This is a genomic window from Daejeonella sp. (assembly GCF_036405355.1).
In the GTDB taxonomy this organism is placed as follows: domain Bacteria; phylum Bacteroidota; class Bacteroidia; order Sphingobacteriales; family Sphingobacteriaceae; genus Daejeonella.
Genome location: NZ_DASWXT010000137.1, coordinates 1 through 26,898 on the forward strand (window position 1 = coordinate 1; position 26,898 = coordinate 26,898).

The 26,898-nt window shown below is 40.4% G+C and carries 16 protein-coding genes; all 16 read left to right on the plus strand.

Going from position 1 to position 26,898, the window contains the following annotated elements; translation table 11 throughout:
* Nucleotides 1-1,524, plus strand: a 1,524-nt coding sequence (locus tag VGE44_RS16845; protein ID WP_331081325.1) for a SusC/RagA family TonB-linked outer membrane protein, incomplete at its 5' end; no start/stop codon positions are given.
* A gap of 44 nt (nt 1,525-1,568) precedes the next feature.
* Nucleotides 1,569-3,146, plus strand: a complete 1,578-nt coding sequence (locus VGE44_RS16850; RefSeq protein WP_331081327.1) for a RagB/SusD family nutrient uptake outer membrane protein — start codon at nt 1,569-1,571, stop codon at nt 3,144-3,146.
* 208 nt (nt 3,147-3,354) lie between these two features.
* On the plus strand, nt 3,355-4,638 hold the full coding sequence (locus VGE44_RS16855) for an aminotransferase class V-fold PLP-dependent enzyme (RefSeq protein WP_331081329.1): 1,284 nt from the start codon (nt 3,355-3,357) through the stop codon (nt 4,636-4,638).
* Between the two features lie 127 nt (nt 4,639-4,765).
* Nucleotides 4,766-5,818 carry a Gfo/Idh/MocA family protein gene (locus VGE44_RS16860; protein ID WP_331081331.1) on the plus strand — a complete coding sequence of 351 codons (1,053 nt, stop codon included), beginning with the start codon at nt 4,766-4,768 and terminating at the stop codon, nt 5,816-5,818.
* Between the two features lie 78 nt (nt 5,819-5,896).
* Complete coding sequence (locus tag VGE44_RS16865; protein WP_331081333.1) at nt 5,897-8,890, plus strand: DPP IV N-terminal domain-containing protein; 2,994 nt, start codon at nt 5,897-5,899, stop codon at nt 8,888-8,890.
* 62 nt (nt 8,891-8,952) lie between these two features.
* Nucleotides 8,953-9,882, plus strand: coding sequence for an RraA family protein (locus VGE44_RS16870; protein ID WP_331081335.1), 930 nt, complete (start codon nt 8,953-8,955; stop codon nt 9,880-9,882).
* Between the two features lie 192 nt (nt 9,883-10,074).
* Nucleotides 10,075-10,659 (plus strand): RNA polymerase sigma-70 factor, encoded by a 585-nt coding sequence (locus VGE44_RS16875; RefSeq protein ID WP_331081337.1) that lies wholly within the window; start codon nt 10,075-10,077, stop codon nt 10,657-10,659.
* 90 nt (nt 10,660-10,749) lie between these two features.
* On the plus strand, nt 10,750-11,916 hold the full coding sequence (locus tag VGE44_RS16880) for a FecR family protein (RefSeq protein WP_331081339.1): 1,167 nt from the start codon (nt 10,750-10,752) through the stop codon (nt 11,914-11,916).
* 142 nt (nt 11,917-12,058) lie between these two features.
* Entirely contained in the window at nt 12,059-15,409 is a 3,351-nt protein-coding gene (locus VGE44_RS16885) for a SusC/RagA family TonB-linked outer membrane protein (protein ID WP_331081342.1), read from the plus strand.
* Nucleotides 15,410-15,453: 44 nt separating this feature from the next.
* Complete coding sequence (locus VGE44_RS16890; protein WP_331081344.1) at nt 15,454-17,016, plus strand: SusD/RagB family nutrient-binding outer membrane lipoprotein; 1,563 nt, start codon at nt 15,454-15,456, stop codon at nt 17,014-17,016.
* A 205-nt stretch (nt 17,017-17,221) separates the two neighbouring features.
* The gene (locus VGE44_RS16895) at nt 17,222-18,952 is read left to right on the plus strand and encodes a c-type cytochrome (RefSeq protein ID WP_331081346.1); all 1,731 of its coding nucleotides are present in this window, start codon (nt 17,222-17,224) and stop codon (nt 18,950-18,952) included.
* Nucleotides 18,933-19,778 (plus strand): carbohydrate-binding family 9-like protein, encoded by an 846-nt coding sequence (locus VGE44_RS16900; protein ID WP_331081348.1) that lies wholly within the window; start codon nt 18,933-18,935, stop codon nt 19,776-19,778. The genes VGE44_RS16895 and VGE44_RS16900 overlap by 20 nt, the downstream gene beginning before the upstream one ends.
* A gap of 92 nt (nt 19,779-19,870) precedes the next feature.
* Entirely contained in the window at nt 19,871-20,992 is a 1,122-nt protein-coding gene (locus VGE44_RS16905) for a lactonase family protein (RefSeq protein ID WP_331081350.1), read from the plus strand.
* 329 nt (nt 20,993-21,321) lie between these two features.
* Complete coding sequence (locus VGE44_RS16910; protein WP_331081352.1) at nt 21,322-22,287, plus strand: amidohydrolase family protein; 966 nt, start codon at nt 21,322-21,324, stop codon at nt 22,285-22,287.
* A 25-nt stretch (nt 22,288-22,312) separates the two neighbouring features.
* The gene (locus VGE44_RS16915) at nt 22,313-24,505 is read left to right on the plus strand and encodes a PQQ-binding-like beta-propeller repeat protein (protein WP_331081354.1); all 2,193 of its coding nucleotides are present in this window, start codon (nt 22,313-22,315) and stop codon (nt 24,503-24,505) included.
* Nucleotides 24,506-24,661: 156 nt separating this feature from the next.
* Nucleotides 24,662-26,881 carry a pyrroloquinoline quinone-dependent dehydrogenase gene (locus VGE44_RS16920; RefSeq protein ID WP_331081356.1) on the plus strand — a complete coding sequence of 740 codons (2,220 nt, stop codon included), beginning with the start codon at nt 24,662-24,664 and terminating at the stop codon, nt 26,879-26,881.
* Nucleotides 26,882-26,898 lie beyond the last annotated feature (17 nt).

Consider the following 26,898-nt stretch of genomic DNA (forward strand, 5'->3'; position numbering starts at 1 on the left):
ATAAAAGGCCTGGCAGGTGCTTCAACCAGAACAGAGAATATTTACTCTACAATGGCTTATCGCTTAGGCTTTCCATCCAATGATCTAACAGCGATCAGCGCAGGTAGTACAGCAGGTCTTTTAAACTCAGGCACAAACAGAAGAGCAACACTGGGATCATATTTTGCGAGAGTAAACTATGATTACGACGGAAAATATATGTTCGAAGCTAACATTAGGAGGGACGGTTCTTCAAAATTTGCAAGAGGGAATCGTTGGGGATGGTTCCCCTCATTTTCTGCAGGCTGGGTGATGAGCGATGAAAACTTCATGAAAGATATAAACTGGCTTAATTTCTTAAAATTAAGAGCATCGTGGGGGCAGTTGGGTAACCACAGGATCGCTGACTTCATGTACCTGCCTCTAATAACTTTAGGTCAGAATTATGCTTTTGGAGGTGCCAGTGCTACAGGTGCGGCTCAGACTACTGCAAACAACCCTGATATTACATGGGAAACAACTACAGAGAAAAATATAGGTTTAGATCTAAAGTTCTTAAAGAACAGAATTTCAGTAAGTCTTGATGCCTATGACAGATACACAGATGATATCCTGACTGTTGTACCTGTATCAGGAACATTCGGTCTTCCCGCCCCTACTGTAAATTATGGCGCCATGAGCAATAAGGGGATTGAAACGGAAATGAGGTATTCAAAAATGAAAGGCGAATTCCAGTTCGATGTTTCCCTGAATGGTTCTTACAACAAAAACAATGTAGAAAAATATTTCAGCAGGGATATTTTCGATGTTGCGGGGGAGGGAGGTGCAATTGTCAGGGAAAAAGGAACTCCATGGAACTCCTATATTGGATATGAGTGGGATGGCTATTTCATGAGCGATGCAGAAGCAAAGGCAGGAGCCGTTCACAATCCTAATGTTGGTGCAGGAGATTTGAAATTCAAGGATCAGAATGGAGATGGTAAAATTGATGGTAGCGATCGGGTGGTACTTGGAAATACTGTTCCAAAATTCACTTATGGAATGAACCTCGGATTCAGATATAAGGGTTTTGATTTCTCCACCTTTTTCCATGGTACTGAGGGTGTTTCCAGATACCTCAGAGTTCGTGGCTATATGCCATTTATGAGAAACGGTAAAGCATTGAGCATGCACCTTGACCGAATGATAGTACAAAACGGAGTGGTTGTAAAGCAAGGATATTTCCCTAAAACACAACTGGAAGGCGGAGCAGGAGGAAAAAATGTTGTTGCAAGTGGATTTTCAATACATGATGCCTCTTACCTGAGAATGAAAAACATCCAGCTTGGATATACTTTACCATCCTCATTAACAAAGAAGGCATTTATGTCGCGGGCAAGAATCTATCTGAGTGGCGAAAACCTGCTTACATTCACTAAGTTCCCTGATGGATATGATCCGGAGGCAAATAATACTGCATTCCACGGACATGTATTCGGAGGTGCTGCTGGCTGGAGTTACCCTCAGGTTAAATTCTACACAGTTGGTCTTAATGTAAACTTCTGATCAACAGTAACATTATTGAATTGTTTTAATATAAATTAAAGGTTATGAAAAGATTTAAATATATATTTTCAATGTTATTTATCAGTTTGGGCATGGTTTCCTGCACTGAGAAATATCTGGATGCCGTACCCAATGATCAATTAAGTGGAGCCACTTTTTGGAAAACAGAAAGCGATATTAATATGGCTTTAGCAGGTGCTTATCGGGGATGGGATAATGGGATGGATGTGGTCATGCGGGATGCGATGACCGACAATGACTATAGCTGGTTGACAGTAACAGGATACCAACAGGTTGGAAACGGAACAGTGAACCCACAAAATGTTACCATTGGTAATGGCGGAAGGGTGTTCAGTTATACACAAATCAGAAAATACAATTCCTTCCTCGAAAATATTGAGGGAATGACCATTGATGCGGCATTGAAGGATAAGTTAAAATCTGAAGTCCGTTTTTTGAGGGCTTACGATTATTTCCTGAAAGCCATGTTCTTTGGAGATATGCCTCTGATCACAAAAACTAATCCTTCAACAGAATTACCATCCCGTACTCCTGTTGCACAAATTCATACTTTCATTCTTGACGAGCTCGATAAGATCAGCAAGATACTTCCTGTACAAAATAACATCACTGCAAAAGGACATGTTACCAGGGGCTCTGCATTGGCATTAAAAGCCAGATTAGAACTTTATTTGGGCAAATATGCCGATGCCATGGCTTCTTCCAAAGCTGTGATCGACATGGGTGTTTATGAGCTGTATCCAAATTATGAGCAATTATTCTATCGTCAGAATAAAGCCAATAACAAGGAAGCCATCGCTGAGATTCAGCACATTCAGAATGATTATGCTACCTCTATTCCATGGCAGAGACTTCCGGCCTGGAAAGGTGGTTATTCTGAAAATGCAGTTTCCAGAAGTATTGTAGAAGAATACGAGACAATCAATGGATTAAAAATATCTCAGGATCCTGCATATGACCCAAATAAGCCATTTGCAAACCGCGACCCAAGACTCGCAATGTCTATTGCTTATCCGGGTTCTACCTGGTTTGGCAGAATATATACTGCACTGGATCCTCAATTTGGTGGAAGTTCAAATCCTGATTATTACCTGAATGATGGTTCAAAGGCCGCTCAAATGTCTAAAAAGTATCTGGATCCGGGAATTCAGAATGCTGAACGTCAGAATTTCGATGCACCTATTATGGTAATCAGATTAGCTGAAATGTATCTCACCTATGCTGAAGCAGCTGTAGAAAGTGGTCAGAATCTGGTTTTGGGACTTGAGTATTTAAACAAAGTCAGGACCCGCGCCGGACAAATAAATGCAACTGTATTGACCCGTGAACTGGTTCGCCGCGAAAGAAGAGTTGAACTCGCGTTTGAAGGTTTGAGATATTTTGACATCAAACGCTGGGACCTTGGGCCTACTGTGATGAATGGTCCATTTTATGGTAGTCGCTTAGGTACGGTAAATCAAACCACAGGTGATGTTACCTGGGGAACAAACTATATTCTGGTCGAAAACAGAACATTCTATCCGCTTAGAAAATATCTGTTACCAATACCACAATCGGAAATTGATGTAAACAAGAATATGACACAAAATCCTGGCTATTAATACAAAACATCAGTTAGAAGATAGTATTGTAAATACAAATGAAAGTAGCAGGATAATGAAGTCAGGTAAGATAGATTTGATAAATTCTTCATCATGCTGCTTCACAAATGGTATACTGAAATACAGACAAGCAGGATAAACCGATTTTATCGGTTTATCCTTTGCTAAATCTCATTCAGGAAACATAATTATTAAAATATAAAACCAAATGGAAAGATCAACCTTTTTAAAATCCCTTGCCGGTGTGGGTGCTACCACACTCGGAATGGGATCTCTGAGTTCATTCAAGTCGGATATTAACACAATCGATCCGGATGTAATGCCCTCCCATATTACAGGTATAGCACCAGATTTTACGAAAATCAGGGATGATTTTCCGAGGGTTAAACAGGAAGTCTATATGGACAATGCCTCTACCCACCCGATCAATATTTATACAGCAGCAGCTCTTCATCGTTATGCAGAGTGGGCCAAAAACGAAGTTGGAGAACCCTGGTGGCCTCTTTACTCAGATACAAGGCAGGAATGCAAGGATAGTTTTGCAAAGTTGATCAATGCAGATAAAGACGAGATCTCTTTCGCCAGGACTACTGTTGAAGCCGAAAACAATATTCTGAACGGAATGGATTTTAAAGGTGGCAATGTTGTAACCACAGACCTTCACTATTCTGCAAGCCTCTATAGTTATAAAATGCGTGAGCAGCGTGACGGTTTAAAAGTGAAAATTATTAAACATAATGACTGGCGTTTTGATGTCAAAGACTTTGAAGGCGTTATTGACAAAAACACAAAACTGGTTGCGATTACCCTTGTATCCAATGTTAATGGATTTTTGGTTAAGGATGTCAAAGCAATCAGTGATCTTGCTCATGCAAATGGGGCTGTGCTCTATGTCGATTTCATTCAGGGCGTTGGTGCGGTACCTGTTGATGTCAAAGCAATGGGTATCGACCTTGCAGCCTGCTCAACCTTCAAATGGCTGATGGGAAGTAAAGGCTTTGGATTTATGTATGTTCGTAAAGATCTGCAGGATACAGTAGTTCGTACTACTCATCATAATGGGGGAATCAGCTATAATTATGCACCCTGGACTGATAAAATAGACCCATCAAAACCGGAAATCAATTTCACCCCGGCTAAAGGCCCGGGAATTTACGAGGTAAGCTATCCTTCTTATGAAGGGGTTTCATGTGCCATAGCTTCCCTCAAATATATTCACGCACTGGGGGTAGACAATATCCGTAACTATGTTCGAACCTTAACCGATCGTCTGGCGAAGGAAATGCCCAAATTAGGCTACCCTACTATCACCCCTGAAGGAAATGAGAGCCCGATCATTGTATTTACTGCAAAAGATCCGGATGAGACGATGCGCAAACTGCGTGCTGCTAAAATCCATGTGGCCATGCGTTTCGGAAATAAACTCAGGATTTCCCCATCGATCTACAATAACCAGGCTGATATTGACAAACTGCTCAATACGCTTTCATAATGAATACATTTCAGGGAGGGTAATTTGAAATTCCCCTCCCTGAAATCTTGTGAAGATTCCTGTAATTTCAAATAAATTATAGGCTCATATCACAATAAGTTCAATTAGTTCCTTTTCATAATAAGCTATGAAAAATATAGACAGGCGTGAATTCTTATCTGGTCTTGCAATAGCAGGAGCGGGCTTAGCCTCATTTAGTCCGGTTCAGGTGTTGGCAAACAATCAATCACAAAAAATCACCCGGATTGGAATAATCGGGCTTGATACCTCACAGGTGACCATGATTATTAGTCATATCAACAATATTCCCGGACCGGGATACGATGTTGTACAACCCCTTTGGGATAGTTCATTCGAAGGATTCAGGGTTACAGCAGCCTATCCTTATGGAAGTAAAAAAATAGAATCCAGTATAAAACAAATCCCAACCTATGCTGGGAAGATGAAAGAAAATGGAGTCGAACTGGTAGACTCAATCCAGGATTTACTATCCAGGGTAGATGCAGTTATGCTGATGACATTCGACGGTCATCCGCGTGTTGAACAGGCAATGCAAGTGATAAAAGCTGGTAAACCACTGTTCATCAACAAACCTTTCGCGGCCTCACTAAAAGATGTTATTAAAATTATGGACGCTGCAAAAAAATATAATTGCCCTATTTTTTCCTCTTCACCAACAAGGTATTTAAAAGGCGCTCAGGCTGCCCGAAATGGTTCGATCGGTGATATTATGGGAGCAGATTCTTATAGCGGCTGTCCTCTTGAACCAACACATCCTGATTTCTACTGGTATGGAATTCACGGTATTGAAATTCTGTTCACTATAATGGGAAAAGATTGCCAGACTGTACAGCGCAGGCATACTCAAAATACAGATCATGTATTAGGAGTCTGGGACAATGACCGAATCGGCACGTATCGGGGAATCCGAAAGGGGAAAGTTACACACAGCGGAGTTGCCTATGGCTTAAACGAGATCCTGCCCGCTGGTTCTTTTAATGATGTTGGTCATCGCCCCCTGGTTATCGATATGCTTAAATTCTTCAAAACCGGCATTAGTCCGGTCAGTATAGAAGAAACTCTGGCAATACATGTATTTATGGAAGCTGCAGATGAAAGTAAAAGACAGGGAGGAGCACCTGTAAGCATGAAGGCTGTATTGGCAAAAGCACAATCGTAATAATTTGATTTAAAACTACTTAAGTAAAAAACCTGATCGAGCAATTATAATATTGATTTTATTAATCCGAATAATCCGATGAAACAAAAAATCCTAATCCTGAGTTGCCTTATTGTATTCAACTTTGTCATTACATCCTGTAAAAATGGTGCCATTGAAGTCACCGTTTCCGAAGGTACTAATATGGCTGCTGCATTATCACCAGATAAATCAACCCTGGCCGTTTCCCTTCAGGGAACAATCTGGACGATCCCTGCTGAAGGAGGGGAAGCGAAAAGCGTAACCGATGAAATGGGAGATTCTCAGGAGCCCGATTGGTCACCGGATGGAGAAAAAATTGTTTTTCACTCCTACCGGGATGGCACTTATCATATCTGGACGATCAACAAGGATGGCTCAGATTTAACACAGTTAACATCCGGCATATCGGATAACAGGGAACCGGATTGGTCGCCTGATGGTAAATCCATCGTATTCTCTTCAGACAGGAGCGGAAATTACGATATATGGCAAATTGATCTTTCAAGCAAGGAGGTCAGGCAGCTCACAAGCGATAAGGCAAATGATTCAAATCCTGCATTTTCCAACAGCGGAACCAAAATCGCCTTTGTTTCACAAAGGGCTGAATCCGGTATTTATATTCTTGAAAACGGAACAGAGAAACTGGCGGTCCCTGAAGCTATGCGTATTGCTGCACCTTCCTGGAATGCTGATGACAGTAAGCTAAGTTATGTGGCTTTCACTGGCAAAACTATGCTTTTTGATGATAAAAATACAAGTTATATCTATCTGGCTAACCTGAATGATGGCAGTACTGAACAAATTTCAACAGGGGATGAAGATCTGTTTCCTTTTCGAATTAACTGGGCAGCTGATAATAAACTAATATATACCGCAGATGGGCATATCAGGATAAGGACAATCGGTCAATCTTCAATTGAAACTATCCCTTTTGAAGCTACTTTTACCCTTAACCGTAAGCCTTACGAAAAGAAAAAATATGACTTTGATAATACTGAAGATCATAAAGCCTTGGGAATTGCAAGTCCGGTGGTATCTGATGACGGAAAGAAAATAGCTTTTGCAGCCAAAGGCGACATCTTTATCCAGGAAATTGATGGCAAACTTATACAGCTGACCAATGATTCTTTTGTAGATCTGGAACCCGACTGGTCGCCTGATGGCAATACTCTGGCCTATATTTCAGATCGGGGAGGCATCATGAATGTTTGGTTACATGATCTGAAAACAAATCAGAGTCGCCTGCTTTCCAAACAGATCATTGAGGATACATCCTACCCTACCTGGTCGCCGGATGGTAAAAAAATTGCCTATTATACCCAGAACTATATGAAGAAATGGGGCTATGGTATTCTTCATATTGCCGATGTAGCCAGCGGAGAAGTTAAAGTAGCCAATAAAACAGTTTGGGTACCCAGCAAACCCTCCTGGTCGCCTGATGGCAAGACAGTGGCTATGATGGCCTTAAAAGCTCATTCAACCCGTTTCAGGGAAGGCTTTAATAACTTCATGCTTGTATCACTTGAAAAAGACACTGCAATCCTGGTTAGCCCTGATTCAGAGAAGCCTCTTGGGATGCGAGTACAGAATGGACCGGCCTGGTCACCGGATGGAAAAACCATGGCTTATACCAAAGATGGTACGCTTTGGACTATCCCGGTAAACATGAACGGTGAAATTTCTGGTAAAGAGAGAAAACTCACTGATGAACTTGCTGATAACCTTAGCTGGACCGGTGATTCAAAAACTATAGTTTATATCGCAACTGATAAATTAAAACAGATTGATGTAAGCAGCGGAAAAGTAAAGGAAATAGCTATTGACCTTAAATGGAAGACCGAGATCCCGACTGAAGAATATATTATCCATGCAGGTAAGGTATTCAATGGCAAAGACAGTACGTACCAGGAGAATATGGATATCTACGTTAAAGGGCACCGGATCAGAGATATCAAGCCACATCAAAATCATAAACAAGGCACTAAAATTATCGATGCTTCAGGCAAGGTAGTGATGCCAGGACTCTTCGAAATGCATACCCATCAAAGTTCGAATGTTGGCGAAAAACTTGGTAAGATCTGGCTTTCATATGGTATTACTTCTGTCAGAGAGCCTGGGGCTGATCCTTATGATGCACTTGAACGCAAAGAAGCATGGGAAAGCGGTGTTCGTCCCGGCCCACGACTATTTTTTACAGGTGGATTAACTGATGGTACCCGCATAGCTTATGGACTTGCAAATAGTGTAACCGAAGCCAATCACATAAGAATGGAATTGGAAAGGGCTAAAAAACTGGGCTATAGTCTGATCAAGACTTATGTCAGAATGCCTGATTCCATTCAGAAAGTTCTTACTGAAGGTGCACACAAAATAGGCATTCCACTCTCCTCTCATGAACTTTATCCAGCCACAAAATACAATGTTGACGCTATTGAGCATCTTTCAGGTACCAGCCGCAGAGGTTATTCAATGCTGCTGGATGCCAATTTCAGAAGCTACCAGGATGTTGTACAATTGGTTGCTAAATCAGGAATAAATATCACCCCAACGGCATGCTTAAGAACAGGGTATTTCAGACTGGCTAAACAATATGATGAATTACTCAATGACGAACGAAACAGGAAATTTCTTACACCTGAATTTCTGAAAGGTCTGTACGCTCAAACCAGCAAGTTCGACTCCCTCAGAACGCCAAAAGCCGATGCCAACTATAAAGCACTTCTAAAAACAATCAAAGCGATCTCTGATGCCGGAGGTAGCATTACTGCCGGGACTGATGCGCCCTTTGCTCCATTTGGCAGCAGCCTTCATTCAGAACTTTGGGTATATGTTGATGCAGGACTCTCTCCTTTCAAGGCTTTGCAATCGGCAACCATACAGGCAGCAAGGGTAGTCGGCGTTGAGAAGGATTTGGGGAGTATCGAGGCAGGGAAACTGGCAGATCTCATCATCGTAGATGGAGATCCATTAAAAAGAATCCAGGATGCCATGAAGGTCAGAACATCAATTAAAAATGGCAAGGTCCACTCTATTGAATCCTTGCTGAATTAAAACCTGTTGACAATCACTTATTGTAAAAAGCGTAAATAATAATCGTTTAAACTAGTTAATCTATGTCGTTTTTAAAAATACAGCTCATTGCAGCCTTCCTAATACTATGTACATCGATTCAGGCACAAAATCTCATAATCAGCCGGCAGGAAATGATAGAGCTTACCCCAAAATGGACAGGAGAACGTTTCGCGGATGGGAGACCAAAAGTTTCGGACGATCTGCTTAAACGAATGAAAAGAGTCCCTCTGGAACAGGCCTGGGGAGTACTTAAGGCAGCAGGCTATTTACACCAATACGAGGGAAACTGGAAAAACATTAATGCCGGTGAAGTTTTGGTTGGACGGGCACTTACAGCACAATATATGCCCATCAGACCTGAAGTAAGAGAACAACTTGAAAAAGAGGGCAAAGCAGATGGCCACGTTGGCGACATGGTTTCCTGGCCAATCGATATGCTAGGCAAAGGTGATGTTTATGTCGCCGATTCTTATGGAAAAGTAGTAGATGGCCCGATAATCGGAAGTAACCTTGGGACGGCGATCCTTGCTAAATCAGGCAATGGAGTAGTATTTAACGGCACTGTAAGAGATCTGAGAGATCTCGAGGCAATGCCCGGTTTTACCTCCTTCATCAGGGGAGATCATCCTTCCCATCAGACAGAAATGATGCTTAAAGGTATAAATGTGGCAATCCGGATCGGCCCTGTAACCGTTTTGCCCGGAGATATAATTTTGGGTTATCTGGATGGGGTTGCCTTTATTCCGCCTCATCTGGCCGAAAAAGTAGTGAAAGTTGGAGAATTGGTGTTGGTAAGGGACGAATTTGGTCAAATCAGATTAAAAGAAGGTAAATATACTTCCGGACAGATCGATAACCGCTGGACAGCAGAAATTGAAGCCGATTTCGCGAAGTGGATTAGCGCCAATCCCGGCAAATTGCCCTATTCTCAGGCAGAAATGCAGGAATTGTTAAAGGAAAGAACCTGGTAACGCTAAAAAAACATTTTTTTATTTTTTCATCGATAAAAATAAAAGCCAGAAATATTGTCTGTCTATATAATCCATTAACAGATTTTAAATAAATTATTAAGATTAATTCTTTTTCCTAAAATCGGGCGGTTATATATTTTTACATTATTACTATATTAGTCTTTCGCTTTGATCGTCTACCTAATAGTATCAATGTCCTATTATCAAACACTGTCCGATCAGGAATTAACAGCTCTTTTGCATGAAGGGGATGAAAAAGCCTTTACCGAAATTTATGAACGCTACCATAGCCTGCTTTATATCTATGCTCATAAAAAGCTGAGTAATAAACAAGAAGCACAGGATATTATCCATGAGGTTTTAATCACACTATGGACCAGACGATTCGATTTTTCAATGCAAACCTCTCTTACATCATATCTCTTCTCGGCAGTCCGAAACAAAGCCCTGGATCTTTTTTCCCATAAAAAGGTTGAAGCAAAATACCTGGCATCCTTGCAAAATTTTATAGCAGATTCCGGAATCCAAACAGATTTTCTGATTCGGGAAAATGATCTGAAGACTCTGATAGAAAAAGAAATTCAGGCGCTGCCACCAAGAATGAAAGAAGCGTTTCAGCTAAGCAGGAAAGAAAAACTTAGCCATAAAGAAATAGCCAATCTTATGGACATATCTGAACAAACCGTATCAACCCAAATCAAAAAAGCATTACGTATTCTTCGTGTACGTTTAGGACTAATCATATACTTGATTATGCTATTATTAAATAAATTTTAATATGGTTTAATTTTTTTTAATTCCCGATACCCATTCCATAGAGCCTTTGCCGACTTAGTAGCATAAAGAGAATTAAGTCTTTTGAAGCTCATGAAAGAAGCAAAGGAATTGCTTGAAAAATACAAATCGGGAAAATGTAGTCCGAAAGAAAAACTACTTCTTCAAAAATGGTTTCATCATCTTCATGAAGATGAATTCACCGTACTTACAGAAGCCGACCTAAAAACTGCAAAAAAAGATTTCCGGAAGAAAATAGCAGCTGAAATAAGTATATCCAGTAAAGATACCCTTTGGCCACGATTCATATCCGCAGCAGCTATTATCATCATTATCTCTGTCGGAACACTGTTTTATCTCGATTATATAAAGAAGCCTGACACAAAACATGCAGTTTCAGAAGAAAAAAATGACATATCCCCTGGTGGAAATATTGCTACCTTAACCTTAGCCGATGGCCGCAAGATCAGTCTGACTGATGCTGAAAATGGCCAGCTTGCTGAGCAATCCGGCATAAAAATTAGTAAGACCGCCGATGGCCAATTGATTTATGAAGTCCGTGATTCTGAAAGAGGTACGATGGAAAAATCCAACCCTGCTGTCAGGATGACCTATAACACCATTGAAACCCCTCCTGGCGGTCAATATCAGGTTATTCTACCTGATGGAAGTAAAGTCTGGTTAAACTCTGCTTCATCACTGCGTTACCCAGTAAAATTTACCGGCAATGAACGAAAGGTTGAAATAAGCGGAGAAGCTTATTTTGAAGTTGCACACAACAGTAAAATGCCATTCAGGGTGATCAATAGTAATCAAATAGTGGAAGTGTTAGGTACTCATTTTAATATAATGGCATATCCCGATGAAAGCAGTACAAATACTACCTTACTTGAGGGCTCTGTAAGAATTATTAAAGAAAATAAAAGCAAAGTAATATCACCCGGCCAGCAAACAAGAGTTAAAAATGGAGACATAGATGTAGCCTCTGTTGACGTCACTCAGGTTACAGCCTGGAAAGAAGGTTATTTCATGTTCAAAAACGAGGACATTCAGAGTATAATGAGGCAAATATCCCGATGGTACAATCTTGAAGTAAAATATGAGGGACATATCGCTGAAAGAGTATTCGGCGCAAAAATATCCCGTGCCAGAAATGTATCTGAAGTACTTGAAATTCTGGAATCTACCGGTTCAATTCATTTTAAAATCATCCCCGGTGATGCACAGGGGAGAGAAAGGAGGATAATAGTTATGCCCTGATCCTTACTTGAAAAAGGGTAATTGAAAAAACCGGAGCGCTACGAACGCACCGGTTCAAATCTGTCTTTGAGACAGTTTCAGGCTTACCCGCTTATAAATAACTTGATATCGACAAACTTATAAACCTAAACAATACAAATGTATGAAAATTCCTTCTCATAGGATATGCAGTGTGCAATATTCCACCGCCTATAAACTATTTCTGATTATGAAACTTTCTATTGTTTTAATGATCTTTACCATACTTCAGGCCAGTGCCGCAGGGTATGCTCAAAAGATTACTTTATCTCAGAAAGACGCTACTCTTGAACAGATATTCTGGTCAATAAGCAGCCAAAGTAAATATGAATTTGTGTATGACGCAGCAATGCTGAAAGAAGCAAAACCTGTAGATGTCAATTTCAAAAACTCAACTGTTGAAGATGTACTTAACCGCTGTTTTACGGATCAGCCTTTAAAGTATACCATCAAAGGAAACATCGTAATAGTTAAAAGAAAACCACAACTGTTTCAGCAGCCAAGAATTATTGATATAACTCCACTTATTGAGGATGCCCCTCCAATTACTGTCAAAGGGCAGGTGATCGACTCAAAAGGAGAGTCTCTACCGGGGGTAAGTGTACGTATCAAAGGATCCGCTTTGGGTACGGCAACAGATTTGCAGGGGAATTATACACTAAATGTTTCTGATACTGACATTTTGGTTTTCAGTTATGTGGGATACCTGGCCCAGGAAGTGGCTGTAAATGGGAGAACTACTTTAAATGTAACCCTGCGTGAGGATCTTCAGGTTTTAGGAGAAATTGTAGTGACAGCGCTTGGTATTGAAAGGGAAGCCAAATCTCTGACTTATGCTGTACAAAACATCAAGGGCGATAAGATGAATGAGGCAAAAGAAACTAACCTGATCAATTCATTACAGGGAAAAGTTGCAGGTGTTACGATAACTAAAGACGCAACTGGTCCGGGTGGTGATTCTAAGGTTTTAATACGTGGTAATCGTTCCATAACTAATAGTAATCAACCTTTATATGTAATCGATGGTGTCCCTTTAAGTGGAAATGTTGGAATGCTGAATTCGGACGAAGTTGAAAGTATGACAATTCTGAAAGGTGCTTCTGCCGCAGCTTTATATGGCAGTCAGGGGCAAAATGGAGCCATAATTATTACTACCAAAAGAGGGAAAGCTAATCAGACAGTAGTTAACTTCATTAGCGGACTTGGACTGGATCAGGCATCTGTATTGCCAGAATTGCAATATGAATACGGACAGGGAGATGCCGGCATTTACGGTTCGAATTCTGAACGTAGCTGGGGTCCAAAAGCCACAGGACAGACGGTTACTCTATGGAACGGAAAAAGTGTTCCATTGCTGGGGCAACCAGACAATTTGAAGAATTTTTTCAGAACCGGCCAGACATACAATAATACACTGAGTATTAGTGGTGGCGGCGAAAAAATGCAAACTTATTTCTCCTATGGAAACACAATGGCCCAGGGAATCCTGCCAAACAATGATCTTACCCGGCATAATGTAGATCTTAAAACAGATAATAAAATATCATCCAGGCTTTCTGTGTCTACCAAGATGAGCTATATTTTTGAAGATGTAAATAATCGTCCGGTTCCGGGAGGAGGTGGAAGCTATGTATTACCTTCAATTTTTAGCGCCCCTACATCTATTCCTTTGGATGAAATGAAAAACTACGCATATATTGATAATACAGGAACTGAAAAGCAAAGTTATTGGCTACCTGGTTCTTCAGTTCTTGTAAATCCATATTGGGCATTAAACAGAATAAATTATTACCAAAAAAGGGATCGTATTCTGGGTCTGGTGTCTGCAAAATATGAATTTAATGATTGGCTGAATCTTCAGGTTCGTGGTAGTATCGATAAAACTATTCAAAACAACGACAGAAAAGTATATGCCGATTCATATTTTAGCCAGGTTGGGTCAAACTATGATTATAGCACAAACAGAAGTCAGGGGATAAATGTAGATGCCTTATTATCATTTAAACGAAATCTTGGAAAGAAATTCGATGTTTCAGGAAATTTAGGTGCTTCATTACAAGAAAGTAAATATGAAAGCATTAGCGGTAGTGCAAATGGATTAAATAAACCGAACTTTTTCTATATGCATAATGCGAAGTCACCGTTCTTTACAACGGCCGATGGAAGAACTCCAAGAGTTCAATCTCTTTACGGTACCGCTACTTTTGCATATAATAGTTATCTGTATTTAGATATCACAGCCCGGAATGACTGGTCATCTGCGTTGCCGGAAGCAAGCCAATCTTACTTTTATCCATCAGTGGGTTTATCAGCAATAGTATCAGATATGGTTAAGCTACCATCATGGGTATCTTATGGAAAAGCAAGCCTTACTATGGCAAATTCAGGATATGGAGGAACACAATATCTTGACCGAAACTATTATTCAGTTGGTATTGGAGGTGCAATTATTACACCTAATATTCAGTCATTGGGAACCTACAAGCCTGAATTAACTACTTCATACGAAGCCGGTTTAGACTGGAAATTTTTCAATAACCGCTTAGGTCTGAATTTCACTTATTATAATACCCAAACCAAGAATCAACTTTTATTAATAGGGCTACCTGCAGCCTCCTTATTTGACAGGAAATATATAAATGCGGGATTAATTCAAAATCATGGAATTGAACTTGTTGCTAATGTGTCACCAATAGCAGGTAAGAACTTTAGATGGGATATGGGATTGAACTACTCTAAAAATAACAACAAGGTAAAGGAACTTACCGAAACGATTAAATCAATTGTTATTGGAGAAGGTGACAATGTTTATCTGATCAAAGTTGACGAAGGAAGTAGCTATGGTGATATGTATGTCAGGGGATGGAAAGAGGATGCTCAGGGAAGAAAGCTGGTTGAAGATGACGGCACACCAATTTTGACCGATGGTCTGGATCAATTTGTTGGAAATTATAACCCTGATTATATGCTTGGTTTTTCCAATGAATTTTCATTTAAGAATCTTTCTATGAGTTTTTTAATTGATCACAGGCAAGGAGGTACAGTGATTGGTGGTACACAAGCATTAATTGATGCATATGGCCATTCAAAAAACTCTCTTTTAGGTCGTGAAGGGGGTATCGTGTTGGATGCATACAGACAAGACGGGACAAAAAACACAACTTCTATTGCATCACAAAAATACTTTGGATTAATTGGAGGCAGATACCCCTCTGCAGGTTTTTACAGCTATTCTTCAACGAATACCAGATTACGTGAATTTACATTAGGATATCAGCTTAGTGATAAATTAATCAGCAAATATCGGTTTATAAAAAGCGCAAAATTATCATTGGTTGGAAGGAATTTATTCTTCTTCAAAAAAGATGCACCAATAGACCCGGAGGTAACCAGAGGTATAAATGGAGGTGGTTTGGAATATGCAGCCTTACCTACATCGCGTAATTTTGGTCTGAACCTGAAAGTGTCATTTTGACAATCCAATTCCCTTTTGATAAAAAATTATTAAAAACGCACGAAATGAAACATCAAATATTAACACATTTCAGAGTATATCTCTGCTTAAGTCTGGTAATCCTGGCCATTGGCTCCGGATGTACTAAAAATTATTCGGAATTGAATACAGATCCAACCAGATTAACCACGTTAAATGCAGGTGATGTTAAGGGATTATTTACAAACGCACAATACATGGCCATGTATTCCGGCAGATCATCAGCAGAATATCAGTATGCACAAGGCTTTTTTGCCGATTTGTTTGCTCAATATTCAGCAATCACTGCAACATTTGACCCTACAGATCGATACAACATCGCACAAGAATGGATTCAGGAGCAATGGATTGCTACCTATACTAAATCCCTTCCGCCATTAATGTCCATTTTAAAAGAAACAAAGACCCCTGAAACAAAGGCCTTGAATTCTATCGCAAGGATTTGGAAGGTATTTGTAATGCATCGTGCTACAGATTATTATGGCCCTATTCCTTACTCAAAAATTGGTTCTGACAGCACCGTAGTATCATATGATTCTCAAAAAAGCATTTATATGGATCTCTTTAAAGAACTTAAGGAAGCTACTGATGTACTCAATGCCAATATAGCTCAGCCATCATATGGAGATAAAGATGTGATTTACAATGGAGACAATAGAAAGTGGGTAAGATTTGCAAATACACTTCGTTTACGCCTGGCTTTAAGAATATCCGACGTAGAACCTGCAATGGCAAAAACAGAAGCGGAAGCTGCAGTTGCAGGGGGAACAATGGCTGAATTAAGTGACGATGCCTATCTTAAAGTTGGCGGTGTAAATTACAATGGATATAACAGACAATCAGGTTGGAATGAATTCAGAATGAGTTCTACAATGGAAAGTGTTTTGGGAGGTTATGACGATCCAAGAATGAGCAAATACTGGGCTCCTTCTGTGAATACGGGTAAATATGCGGGTGTTAGAAACGGAATGAATGTTGCAGAAATTGTTGCTCCGGCAAATGACCCTGACAATACCTCCGGACCAAGTGATGCGCTTCTTCCGGGCAGCATGTTTAAAACGCCTTCAACAGTGATGTATACTGCCGAAGCCTATTTTCTGCGTGCTGAAGGCGCATTAAATGGATGGAATATGGGTGGCACCGCCGAAGCAATGTATGAAAAGGGAATAGAAATGTCGCTCAGAACATGGGGGATAACTGATAATGCCGCTATCACTAATTATATCTCAAGCACAAACTTGCCGAAAGCTCCGGGTGGGTACTTTAATACACCTGCGCTTACAGATATTCCGGTAAAATTCTCTGCTGACCCTGAGAAACAACGCGAACAAATCCTGACCCAAAAATGGATTGCACTATTTCCTGAAGGGCATGAAGCATGGGCATCTATCAGACGTTCAGGATATCCTAAATTATATCCCCTGATACATTCAGATAACCCGGATGTCCCGGCAAATAAGATTATCCGACGCATCCCATTCCTCAATTATGACAGAGACAGGAATGCTGCTGCAGTAAAGGCAGCAGAAGCTCTGCTGGGGGGGCCGGATAACGCTGCTACAAGATTGTGGTGGGATGTAAAACATTAAATTGAAACCCTTAATTCATCCCGGATACTTTAAATATCCGGGATGAATTAAAAAATTGACTGCGTTCCCACATCATATTTCAGTCTGAAATCTCGGGTCTTAACCCGGGTCTTAATTTCAATTACATTTAATCATTGTTAAAATGAAATTTCTAAATCAAGTCCTTACAACAATTTTAAATTCCCGGAATCATTTAACAAGCTTTTTGTTATTAATTATTTTGTTCAGTTCATGCGCAAATTCTAAAAACTCCCCTAAAGGAGATCCTGATAATGGAGGTCTCTATTTGCCCGATAATTTTGAAGCATTGGTTGTTGTAGATAGCATTGGTAAGGCCAGGCATTTAGCAGTCAATGATAATGGAGACATCTATGTAAAATTGACCTTCAATCGTGCAATGGATCGTTCCGGGGGCACAGTTGGATTACGGGATTTAGATAATGATGGCAAGGCTGATTCCATCGTCTATTTTGGTGATTATAAAGATGTTGGCAGTTCTGCTGTTGGTGTGACTATTCACAATGGTTATTTATACACCAGTACTGTTAATCAGGTTTTGAGAAATAAATTGAAACCTGGAGAACTGGTTCCTACAAGCAAGACCGAAGTGATCCTTACTGATCTGGATACTAATGTGGCCAGGAACTGGCATACAACAAAACCTTTAGCTTTTGATAGCAAAGGATATATGTATGTTCCATTTGGATCGCCATCTGATGCCGGACAGGACATTAGCAAATATGGTCCAATCGGCATACCGGGCGGCAAAGGCTTAGACCCTTCACCGGAACGGGTAAATCATGCCGGTATCTGGCGATTCGATGCAAATAAGAATAATCAGACACAAAAGGATGGTTATAAATTTGCCACTGGGATCAGAAGTGTAGTTGGAATGGCCTGGAGCCCCCTGGATGACCATTTATATGCAGTAATGAATGGCATCGATAATTTTCACACAATTTACCCGGATCTTTATTCGGCATGGCAAGGTGCTGTACTCCCTTCTGAACCTCTTCTGAAAGTAACTGAAGGCTCTGATTTTGGTTGGCCATATGCCTATTACGACCATTTACTCAAAAAGAATGTATTACAACCTGGTTACGGTGGAGATGGCAAAATAATTGGCAGAGCCGCCGAATTTGATATGCCTGTTATTGGCTTCCCGGGTCATTGGGCACCAATGGACATCCTGTTTTATCAGGGAAATCAATTTCCTGAAAGATACAAGCAGGGAGCCTTTGTTGCACTCCATGGTTCAACAGACCGTTCCCCGTATCCTCAGGCAGGCTATATTGTTTGCTTTGTTCCATTTGAGAATGGGAAAGCAAAGGGTGAAATAGAAGTATTTGCTGATGGCTTTACAGGAGTAGATACGGTAGTAAATACCAGCGATGCTGTTTACAGACCGATGGGACTATCAACAGGCCCTGATGGATCACTGTATATTTCTGAGTCAAATAAGGGAAAAATATGGCGGATCATGTACAAAGGCGATAAGGCAAATTTCGGCGAAGCCCAGTTGGCCAAAATGGAAAAACGCAAAAGCAGATCTTACATTAAAGAGCCCGATGTAATCAAAGACAAACTCGAAAGTGGCGATATGCTTGCAGGTAGCATTCTCTTTAATACCTATTGCGCAAACTGTCATCAGAAGGATGGCAAAGGAGATAATAATCGATTCCCTCCGCTATCAGGATCAGATTGGGTTACGGGCGATAAAACAAGATTATTAGGAGCAATATTAAATGGATTGCAGGGAGAGATCAAAGTAAACGGACAGAAATGGGATGGATTAATGCCAGCTCATGCAGGATTCCTGGATGATCATGCAATTGCATCAATTGCAACCTATATCCGTCAGAATTTTGGGAATAAAGCCAGTGTAATTACAAGTTCAGATGTAAACATTGTCAGAAATGCCGGAAAGAAAAAATAGTGCTTTGGATAAGAAAGAAACCATACTATTACGAATTGCAGCATTCAAAATCTGCTTCAATTACAACAGCATAAAGCTCAGCAAAGCCGCAACAAGTACATTTATTATCTTATTTGTTGGTTTCAATACAATTGCTCAGGTACAAAGTCGGGATTCAGGAACATTCTCTCCTGTTTATGAAATAGTAAGGTTAAAGCATGTTATTAATATAGATGGGAATTGGGATAAACCTGAATGGAAGAAAGTTAAATCAATTGAGATTAAAAATTTCATTCGTACGGAACCAAAATTTCGCCCAATGGTACAGGCAAAAATGATGTATGATTCAGAAAATGTTTACGTTATTTTTCGTGTTCAGGATCGTAATGTAAGAAGCATAACAACTGAAATTAATGGACCTGTATGGAAAGATTCTGCGATAGAGTTCTTCTTTTCTCCTGATTCTGAATTCCCCTTAAACTTTTTTAATCTGGAAGTTAATTGCGGAGGTACACCACTGCTTGAATACAATCCCAATCCGCGCATTGGTCCTAAACCTGTTCCTGAAGATATCAAAAAGATAGAAATCGGGCATTCCTTACCAACAATAGTGGATCCCGAAATTTCGGGACCACTTACCTGGACAGTAGAATATAGAATACCACTTGATATGCTCGAAAATTATTCAAAAATCAGCAGGCCTGAAAAAGGTGTTATCTGGAAAGCTAACTTCTACAAAATAGCCGAAATTACTTCCAACCCTCATTATGCCTCCTGGTCGCCTATCACTCATCCAAAACCACAATTTCATTTGCCCCAATATTTTGGCACACTAAAATTTCTATAGCATTATTTTAATTATTAATTTGAGATTAAAGAAAATAGGTTAAATCAATTAATGCAGATCCGTTAATAATCTGAAATAAAAATCCTGAATACATGAGAACTATAGTTTTATTCGCAATCTTTATTTCGCTTACTCTATCGGCAAATGCACAATCAAAAAAAGGGAAAAACTATAATCTCGTCGTAGGTACCTATACAAACAAAGAAAAAACGAACGGCATACATGTTTTTAGTTTCAACACCAAAACAGGTCAGTCAAGCTTTCGTTCTAAAACACTCGGTATCAGAAATCCATCTTATCTGGCGGTCAGTAAAGACAGAAAGAATTTATACTCAGTAAGTGAAGTTGACAAGGGCACAATTCATGCCTATTCTTTTAATGCCCAAACGGGTGAGCTTAGCTTTTTAAATAGTGTCAGTTCAGGTGGGGATGGTCCCTGTTATGTATCTGTTAATGATTCCAAAGAATTAGTATTCGCAGCCAATTATGATTCTGGTAGTATAGCTTCAATCCGTGTTGAAAAAGATGGTTCTCTAATTCCTGAAATACAAAAAATACAACATGAAGTTAGTTCCGATTCTAAGGCAAAACCCCATGCTCATGCTGTAGTTTTAACACCAGACGGGCGCTACTTACTTGCTGCAGATTTAGGTATTGATCAGGTAAAAACTTACGAAGTAAATCCAGCTTCATCTGAAGCATTAATACCCGCTAAAATACCTTTTACAAGTGTCAATAAGGGTGGAGGTCCAAGACACCTAACTTTCCATCCTAACGGAAAGTATGCCTACCTGATTTTAGAGATGGGAGCCTCGATTGTTGGATTTGATTATAAAAACGGCAAACTGGAAACCAAGCAGACTATAACGATGCTTTCACCGGATTTCAAAGGTAAAGTTGAAGCTGCTGATATCCATGTCTCTCCTGATGGCAAATTTTTATATGGATCAAATCGGGCTGATGCTAATGAAATAGTCATTTATTCGATCGCCAAAAACGGCATTTTGAAATATGCTGGTCGCCAAACTACTGATATTCATACCCCCCGGAATTTTGTAATAGATCCCAGTGGAAATTTCCTTCTGGTTGGCAACAGTGCGAGTAATGAAATAATGATTTTTAATCGTAATAAGAAAACAGGTCTAATTAGCCCAAGCGGACAAAAGATTATGGTAGATAAACCTGTTTGCTTGAAATTTGTTGCGATGGATTGAGTAAATTATGATAAATGATAGCAAATCCGGGTACAATTTGGATTAGGTAGATTGTACCCCAAAACGCTGATTATTGAATTTAAGAATAAGATTACACCAAAAACCCTCCTTCTCAAAGTAATAAAACACCTATCATTCCGAATTAAATATCGGAATGATAAAAATACAAGCCGTAGAAATATTCCCGGAATACCGCTAAAGTTACCTCCCGACTGAAAATTTATTGGAATATTTATTAAATTGAAAAATCTTACTTATCTCTGGTAACTAAGAAAACCACCTTCATTTTTCAGGTCGGAATGAATGTATAGAAATGAATATAAATTACAATGAACAGAAAAAAATTTTTAGCTTCAGCTTCAGTCCTCGCTTTAGCTTCTCTTCCCGGAAACTCTTTGCTTTCTAAAACGCTCACAAATCCTCCAAAGCCACTTCCTCTTATTGACACCCACCAGCATCTTGCCGACCTCGTTCGGTTTGGAAAAGGCTGGACATCCCCGCCGGTTCCCGGAAATTATGATATGAAGGCCTATATGCATGCCGTTCGGAATATCAATATGGTAAAAGCGGTATATATGGAAGTTGCAGTACCTGTTGCAAGACGTCATGAAGAAGCACTGTATGCAATTGAGATGTGTAAGGACAGGTCTAATCCCACGGTAGCTGCTGTGATAAGTGCCAACCTGATGAGTCCAGATTTTGAAAACTATATTAAACAATTTAAAGGCTCTGAATATATTAAGGGCATCAGGTATGGATTCAGATCTGTTGCCGAGATGAAAGATCCTCTACTGATCAGAAACGTAGAAGTACTGGGCAAACTGAATATGAGTTTGGATTTCACGATTTCACCAGCCTGGTTACCCTCTGTTGCCGAATTAATTAAAACATGTCCCGGCACAAGATTTCTGGTAAACCATTGTGGAAATGTTGATCCAAGAGCATTTTTGGATCCTGCAATAACAGGTGGTAAGGCCAATCATGATGCGAATGAATGGATTGCTGCGATGAAAACTGTCGCAGAAAACAAAAACGTAGTTTGTAAAATTTCAGGCATTATCTCTGTCAGCTCAGGATATCCGAAATCTGCTGAAACTCTTGCCCCTGGCATAAACCATTGCCTTGATATTTTCGGGCCAAACCGTGTAATGTTTGCCAGCGACTGGCCATGGTGCTTAAAAGGCAGCGAACTTGAAAACTGGGTAAATATTCTTAAAGAGATCGTTAAAAACAGACCATATAAAGAACAAAAGAGGTTGTTCCATGATAATGCTGTTAAGTTCTACAATATTTAAGCTGCTCAAATAACCCCATAAGTTTATGATATTCAAATCTTCCAAAGGGCAAAATACTATCTTTTTATCCCTTTTAGCTTTTGTTTTACTTAATTCATGTCAGAATAATCTCGGCAACAAGGAATGGGATGTTTATGCTGGAGGCAAAGAACGCCAGGCTTATTCCCCTCTAAATCAAATTGATACAAATAATGTCGGGGAGCTTAAGGTGGCATGGGTTTACCATACCAAAGACGCTGATAAATCAAGTCAGATTCAAACCAACCCATTGATCATTGATGGTGTTCTGTATGGCACATCTCCTCAGTTGAAACTATTTGCTGCTGATGCTGCTACCGGAAAAGAAAAATGGATTTTCGATCCGGCACCAAGCATGCTTATTGACAATGCCGGAAAGCAAAGTTATGGTTTGAATGTTTGTCGCGGGATTGCAATACACAAAGGCAAAAACAATGAAAACCGGATTTTTTACACTGCCGGATCTTCTCTTTATTGTATAAATAGTGCAACCGGAAAACCTGTCAACAGCTTTGGAAAAGATGGCCGGATTTCATTACATGACAATCTGGAAATTAACAGGGATATCAGTGATCTGAGAGTAACTTCTACATCTGCCGGTATGATTTATAAGGATCTGATCATTATGGGAAACAGCCTTTCTGAAGAAGAAGAATCAGCCCCGGGGCATATCAGAGCATATGATGTTTACACCGGTGAATTGAAATGGCTTTTCAGAACTATCCCGGCACCCGGCGAAAAGGGTTATGAAACCTGGGAAGACCCGGAAGCCTATAAATTTGTGGGTAGTGCCAATGCCTGGGGTGGATTCAGTCTGGATGAAAAAAGAGGAATCTTATATGCTGCTACAGGTACTGCAAATGCAGATTATTATGGTGGCAAACGGAGAGGCGATAATCTTTTCGGGAACAGTATTTTGGCATTAAATGCCGAGACAGGAAAATATATCTGGCATTTTCAGGCCATTCACCATGACCTATGGGATTGGGATTTTCCAAATGCTCCCGCCCTGCTTACTGTTAAAAAAGAGGGCAAATCGATAGACGCACTGGTACAAACGAGTAAACAGGGATATATTTATCTCCTGGACAGAGTCACTGGCAAACCAGTCTACCCTATTGTAGAAACCCCTGTGCCTGCACATTCTGATCTGGATGGTGAGCAACCCTCCCCCACTCAGCCCATTCCAACAGTCATACCGGCATTTGCAAGACAAGGGATTTCAGAAGCAGATCTCAATAAAAACATTCCTGATTCTTCCTATCAGGAACTTGTTAAGCGCTTCCGTACATTTAAAAGAGGACCTATGTTTACTCCCCCTAGTCTGGAAGGAACTTTGGTGTTCCCCGGACTTACCGGTGGTGGCGAATGGGGTGGTCCATCGGTAGACCCCGAAACCGGGATTATGTATATCAATGCAAATGAATTACCTTGGATCGTTACCATAGCCGATAACCGCATTGATAAGCCGGTAAAAAAACGGCAAAGTAATCTCGAAGCTGGCACTTCCCTTTACACCAAAAATTGCAGCGGCTGTCATGGTGCCGATCTTAAAGGTTCAGGTAATTTTCCGGCTTTGGTAGATCTGAACAATAAATACAAAACTTTAGACTTTAAAAATCTAATCAGTTCCGGGAGAAGAATGATGCCCGCTTTTAAAAACCTTAGCGAGGCAGATAAAACTGCTATTGCATCGTACCTGCTTAAAAATGAAGCCCTGCAAAAAGAAGAGTACATCGCTGAAAAGAAAAAGAAACATCCATTCTATGAGGTACCTTATCGTTTAGGAGGAATCAAGCAATTTTTAACCCTCGAAGGATACCCGGCAGTAAGTCCGCCATGGGGTACACTTCAGGCAATAGACCTAAACAATGGTAAGGTTGTTTGGAAAGAAACACTAGGGGATCATCCGGATATGAAAGCTAAGGGAATTCATTCAGGTACTGAAAACTGGGGAGGATCTGTAGTTACTGCCGGAGGTCTGGTATTCATTGCTGCAACCAGCGATGAGATGTTCAGAGCCTACAATAAAAAGACCGGGAAACTGCTTTTTGAGACTAAACTTCCGGCTGGAGGATATGCAAGTCCATCAATTTACAGTATCAAAGGTAAACAGTATGTAGTGATTGCCTGTGGGGGAGGTAAAATGAGAACCAAATCGGCAGATGCTTATATTGCTTTTTCACTGCCTGATAAATAAAAAAAAAGTATCTGAAAACATTAAGCCATTAAAACTCTACCATTGAATAAGTTATTTATTCGCGGATGGTTTAAATAATCATTGTATTATTTTCAATAGTCGTACAACATATTATCAAATTGTTTTTAATTTGATAGCTCAATTATAATCAATTGTATGGCAAAACTTTACAAATCCTTTAACATAAGAGCAATTCTTCTGCTTTCCTTTTTTGCTATTCTGGTTTACACTGGTTGTAAAGTTTATCCGGAAATGGGTAAAAAAGTTAATCTTGAACGTACCTGGTCAGTTTACAAGGCTGATGCTGAAGGCACAGGCTATTCTGTACTAAATGAGATCAATACTGATAATGTCCAGAATCTAAAGCTTGCCTGGACACATAAATTCAGTGATGCTCCTGCCGGATCGCGCGGCGGTAACAGTGAAAGTAACCCGATCATTATTGATGGGGTAATGTACACATTATCTGCCCGTCACAGAGCCTATGCTTTGGATGCTACCACAGGCAAACAAATATGGGCTTTTGACCCATTCAATGGAGAAGCCGGAGGTGGCATTGGCAGAGGGGTTACTTATTGGGAAGAGGGTGCTGATAAAAGAATTCTGCTAACTGCAGGCGATAAACTCTTTGCTTTAAATGCACAAACCGGATTACCTATCCCTTCATTCGGAAACAATGGCTGGGTAAGTATGAATGTGGGTATGCGTGGCGATCCCGCTAAAATATCGGTGATACCAACAAGTCCGGGAATAGTATTCCGAAACCTTTTGATCATTGGAAATGAGGTTTCTGAACTATACGGTGCCGAACCGGGTTATGTCCGTGCATATGATATCAAATCCGGTAAATTAGAATGGACATTCCACACCGTACCACAGCCTGGAGAATTTGGTTATGATACCTGGCCGAAAGATGCCTGGAAATATGTAGGAGGCGCCAATAACTGGGGAGGCATGAGTCTGGATCAGAAACGGGGAATGGTATTTTTTGCAACCGGATCACCTACATATGATTACTATGGAAAAGACCGGCTTGGAATGAATCTTTTCGGGAATTCAGTGGTCGCACTGGATGCAGCCACTGGCAAATACAGATGGCATTTTCAAACTGTTCATCATGATCTCTGGGACTATGATTTACCCGCCCCTCCCAACCTGATCACGGTAGTGCATAATGGCAAAAAAATTGATGCAGTCGCTCAAACTTCGAAACTGGGCTATATTTACACCTTTAACCGCGATACAGGAGAACCCTTATTCCCTATCGAGGAAAAACCAGTTCCAGCATCCGATATTCCGGGTGAACAGGCATGGCCGACACAACCCATTCCAACAAAACCTGCACCCTATGCCCGGCAATTCGTTACTAAAGATGATATAAGCAATTATTCTAAGGGTTCACATGACAGCTTAATGATGCGCTTCAATGCGTTCAGGTATGAAGGTCCATTTACTCCTCCTTCGCTTCAGGGAACCTTTATGCTCCCGGGCAGCCGTGGAGGCTCAAGTTGGGGAGGTGGTACTGTTGATCCCATCAAAGGAATAATTTATGTCAAGTCGAATGATTCTCCTGAGATTGCTACAATGAAAAAAGTAGTGGAGAATGAAACATCTAACCTTTCTGTCTTTAATCAGGGTAAAGCACTTTATTCAACTTATTGTATCAGCTGTCATATGGCAGATAAAAACGGGGATGAATCTGGAAACCCTTCACTTTTAGCGATAGAAACCAGATTGAGTCGTGAAGATGCATTGAATAAGATCAAACGCGGTGGTGGTAAAATGCCATCGTTCGCGAGTGTAATTGCCGGTAAAGAAGAAGCAATTATTTCCTATCTCTTTGACAAAGAGGCTTCTGCAGCGCGCCCTTCCAGAGAACAAAGCTTCCTAAAAGAAATTCAGGAGAATGAAATGGCTAATAAATCAGGTCTCAGCACTCCAAAAGAGGATAAATACCTGAATTTAACTGCTTATGGTCAATTCTTAGACAATCAGCGTCGTCCGGGGATCAAACCTCCATGGGGCCAATTACATGCAATTAATTTGAATACCGGCGAATTTGAATGGTCAATTACCCTGGGTAATCAGCCTGAAGGGCAGCTGCCCGGAGCACCAGAAACTGGAGCAAGCGGCTCAGCGGGTCCTTTATTAACAAAAGGTGGCTTACTCTTTATTGGCAGCACCCGCGACAGAAAATTCAGGGCATTTGATCAAAAAACAGGTGAAAAAATTTGGGAAACTACCTTGCCCGGAATTGCAAATGCGAACCCTTCAACTTACTGGAGCAAGGGAAAACAATATGTAGCTATTTCTGTTGGCGGGGATTCTGAAAACCCTGCCGGATATATGGTAACATTTGCATTGCCCTCTAAATAAACAATAAGAATTTGCTC

What these genes read in the sequence shown, in the direction of transcription:
- VGE44_RS16900 (WP_331081348.1), top strand. Translation starts at nt 18,933, where the DNA reads ATGCCGGAAAGAAAAAATAGTGCTTTGGATAAGAAAGAAACCATACTA.
- VGE44_RS16885 (WP_331081342.1), top strand. Translation starts at nt 12,059, where the DNA reads ATGAAAATTCCTTCTCATAGGATATGCAGTGTGCAATATTCCACCGCC.
- VGE44_RS16870 (WP_331081335.1), top strand. Translation starts at nt 8,953, where the DNA reads ATGTCGTTTTTAAAAATACAGCTCATTGCAGCCTTCCTAATACTATGT.
- VGE44_RS16905 (WP_331081350.1), top strand. Translation starts at nt 19,871, where the DNA reads ATGAGAACTATAGTTTTATTCGCAATCTTTATTTCGCTTACTCTATCG.
- VGE44_RS16890 (WP_331081344.1), top strand. Translation starts at nt 15,454, where the DNA reads ATGAAACATCAAATATTAACACATTTCAGAGTATATCTCTGCTTAAGT.
- VGE44_RS16910 (WP_331081352.1), top strand. Translation starts at nt 21,322, where the DNA reads ATGAACAGAAAAAAATTTTTAGCTTCAGCTTCAGTCCTCGCTTTAGCT.
- VGE44_RS16875 (WP_331081337.1), top strand. Translation starts at nt 10,075, where the DNA reads ATGTCCTATTATCAAACACTGTCCGATCAGGAATTAACAGCTCTTTTG.
- VGE44_RS16915 (WP_331081354.1), top strand. Translation starts at nt 22,313, where the DNA reads ATGATATTCAAATCTTCCAAAGGGCAAAATACTATCTTTTTATCCCTT.
- VGE44_RS16880 (WP_331081339.1), top strand. Translation starts at nt 10,750, where the DNA reads ATGAAAGAAGCAAAGGAATTGCTTGAAAAATACAAATCGGGAAAATGT.
- VGE44_RS16920 (WP_331081356.1), top strand. Translation starts at nt 24,662, where the DNA reads ATGGCAAAACTTTACAAATCCTTTAACATAAGAGCAATTCTTCTGCTT.
- VGE44_RS16865 (WP_331081333.1), top strand. Translation starts at nt 5,897, where the DNA reads ATGAAACAAAAAATCCTAATCCTGAGTTGCCTTATTGTATTCAACTTT.
- VGE44_RS16855 (WP_331081329.1), top strand. Translation starts at nt 3,355, where the DNA reads ATGGAAAGATCAACCTTTTTAAAATCCCTTGCCGGTGTGGGTGCTACC.
- VGE44_RS16850 (WP_331081327.1), top strand. Translation starts at nt 1,569, where the DNA reads ATGAAAAGATTTAAATATATATTTTCAATGTTATTTATCAGTTTGGGC.
- VGE44_RS16860 (WP_331081331.1), top strand. Translation starts at nt 4,766, where the DNA reads ATGAAAAATATAGACAGGCGTGAATTCTTATCTGGTCTTGCAATAGCA.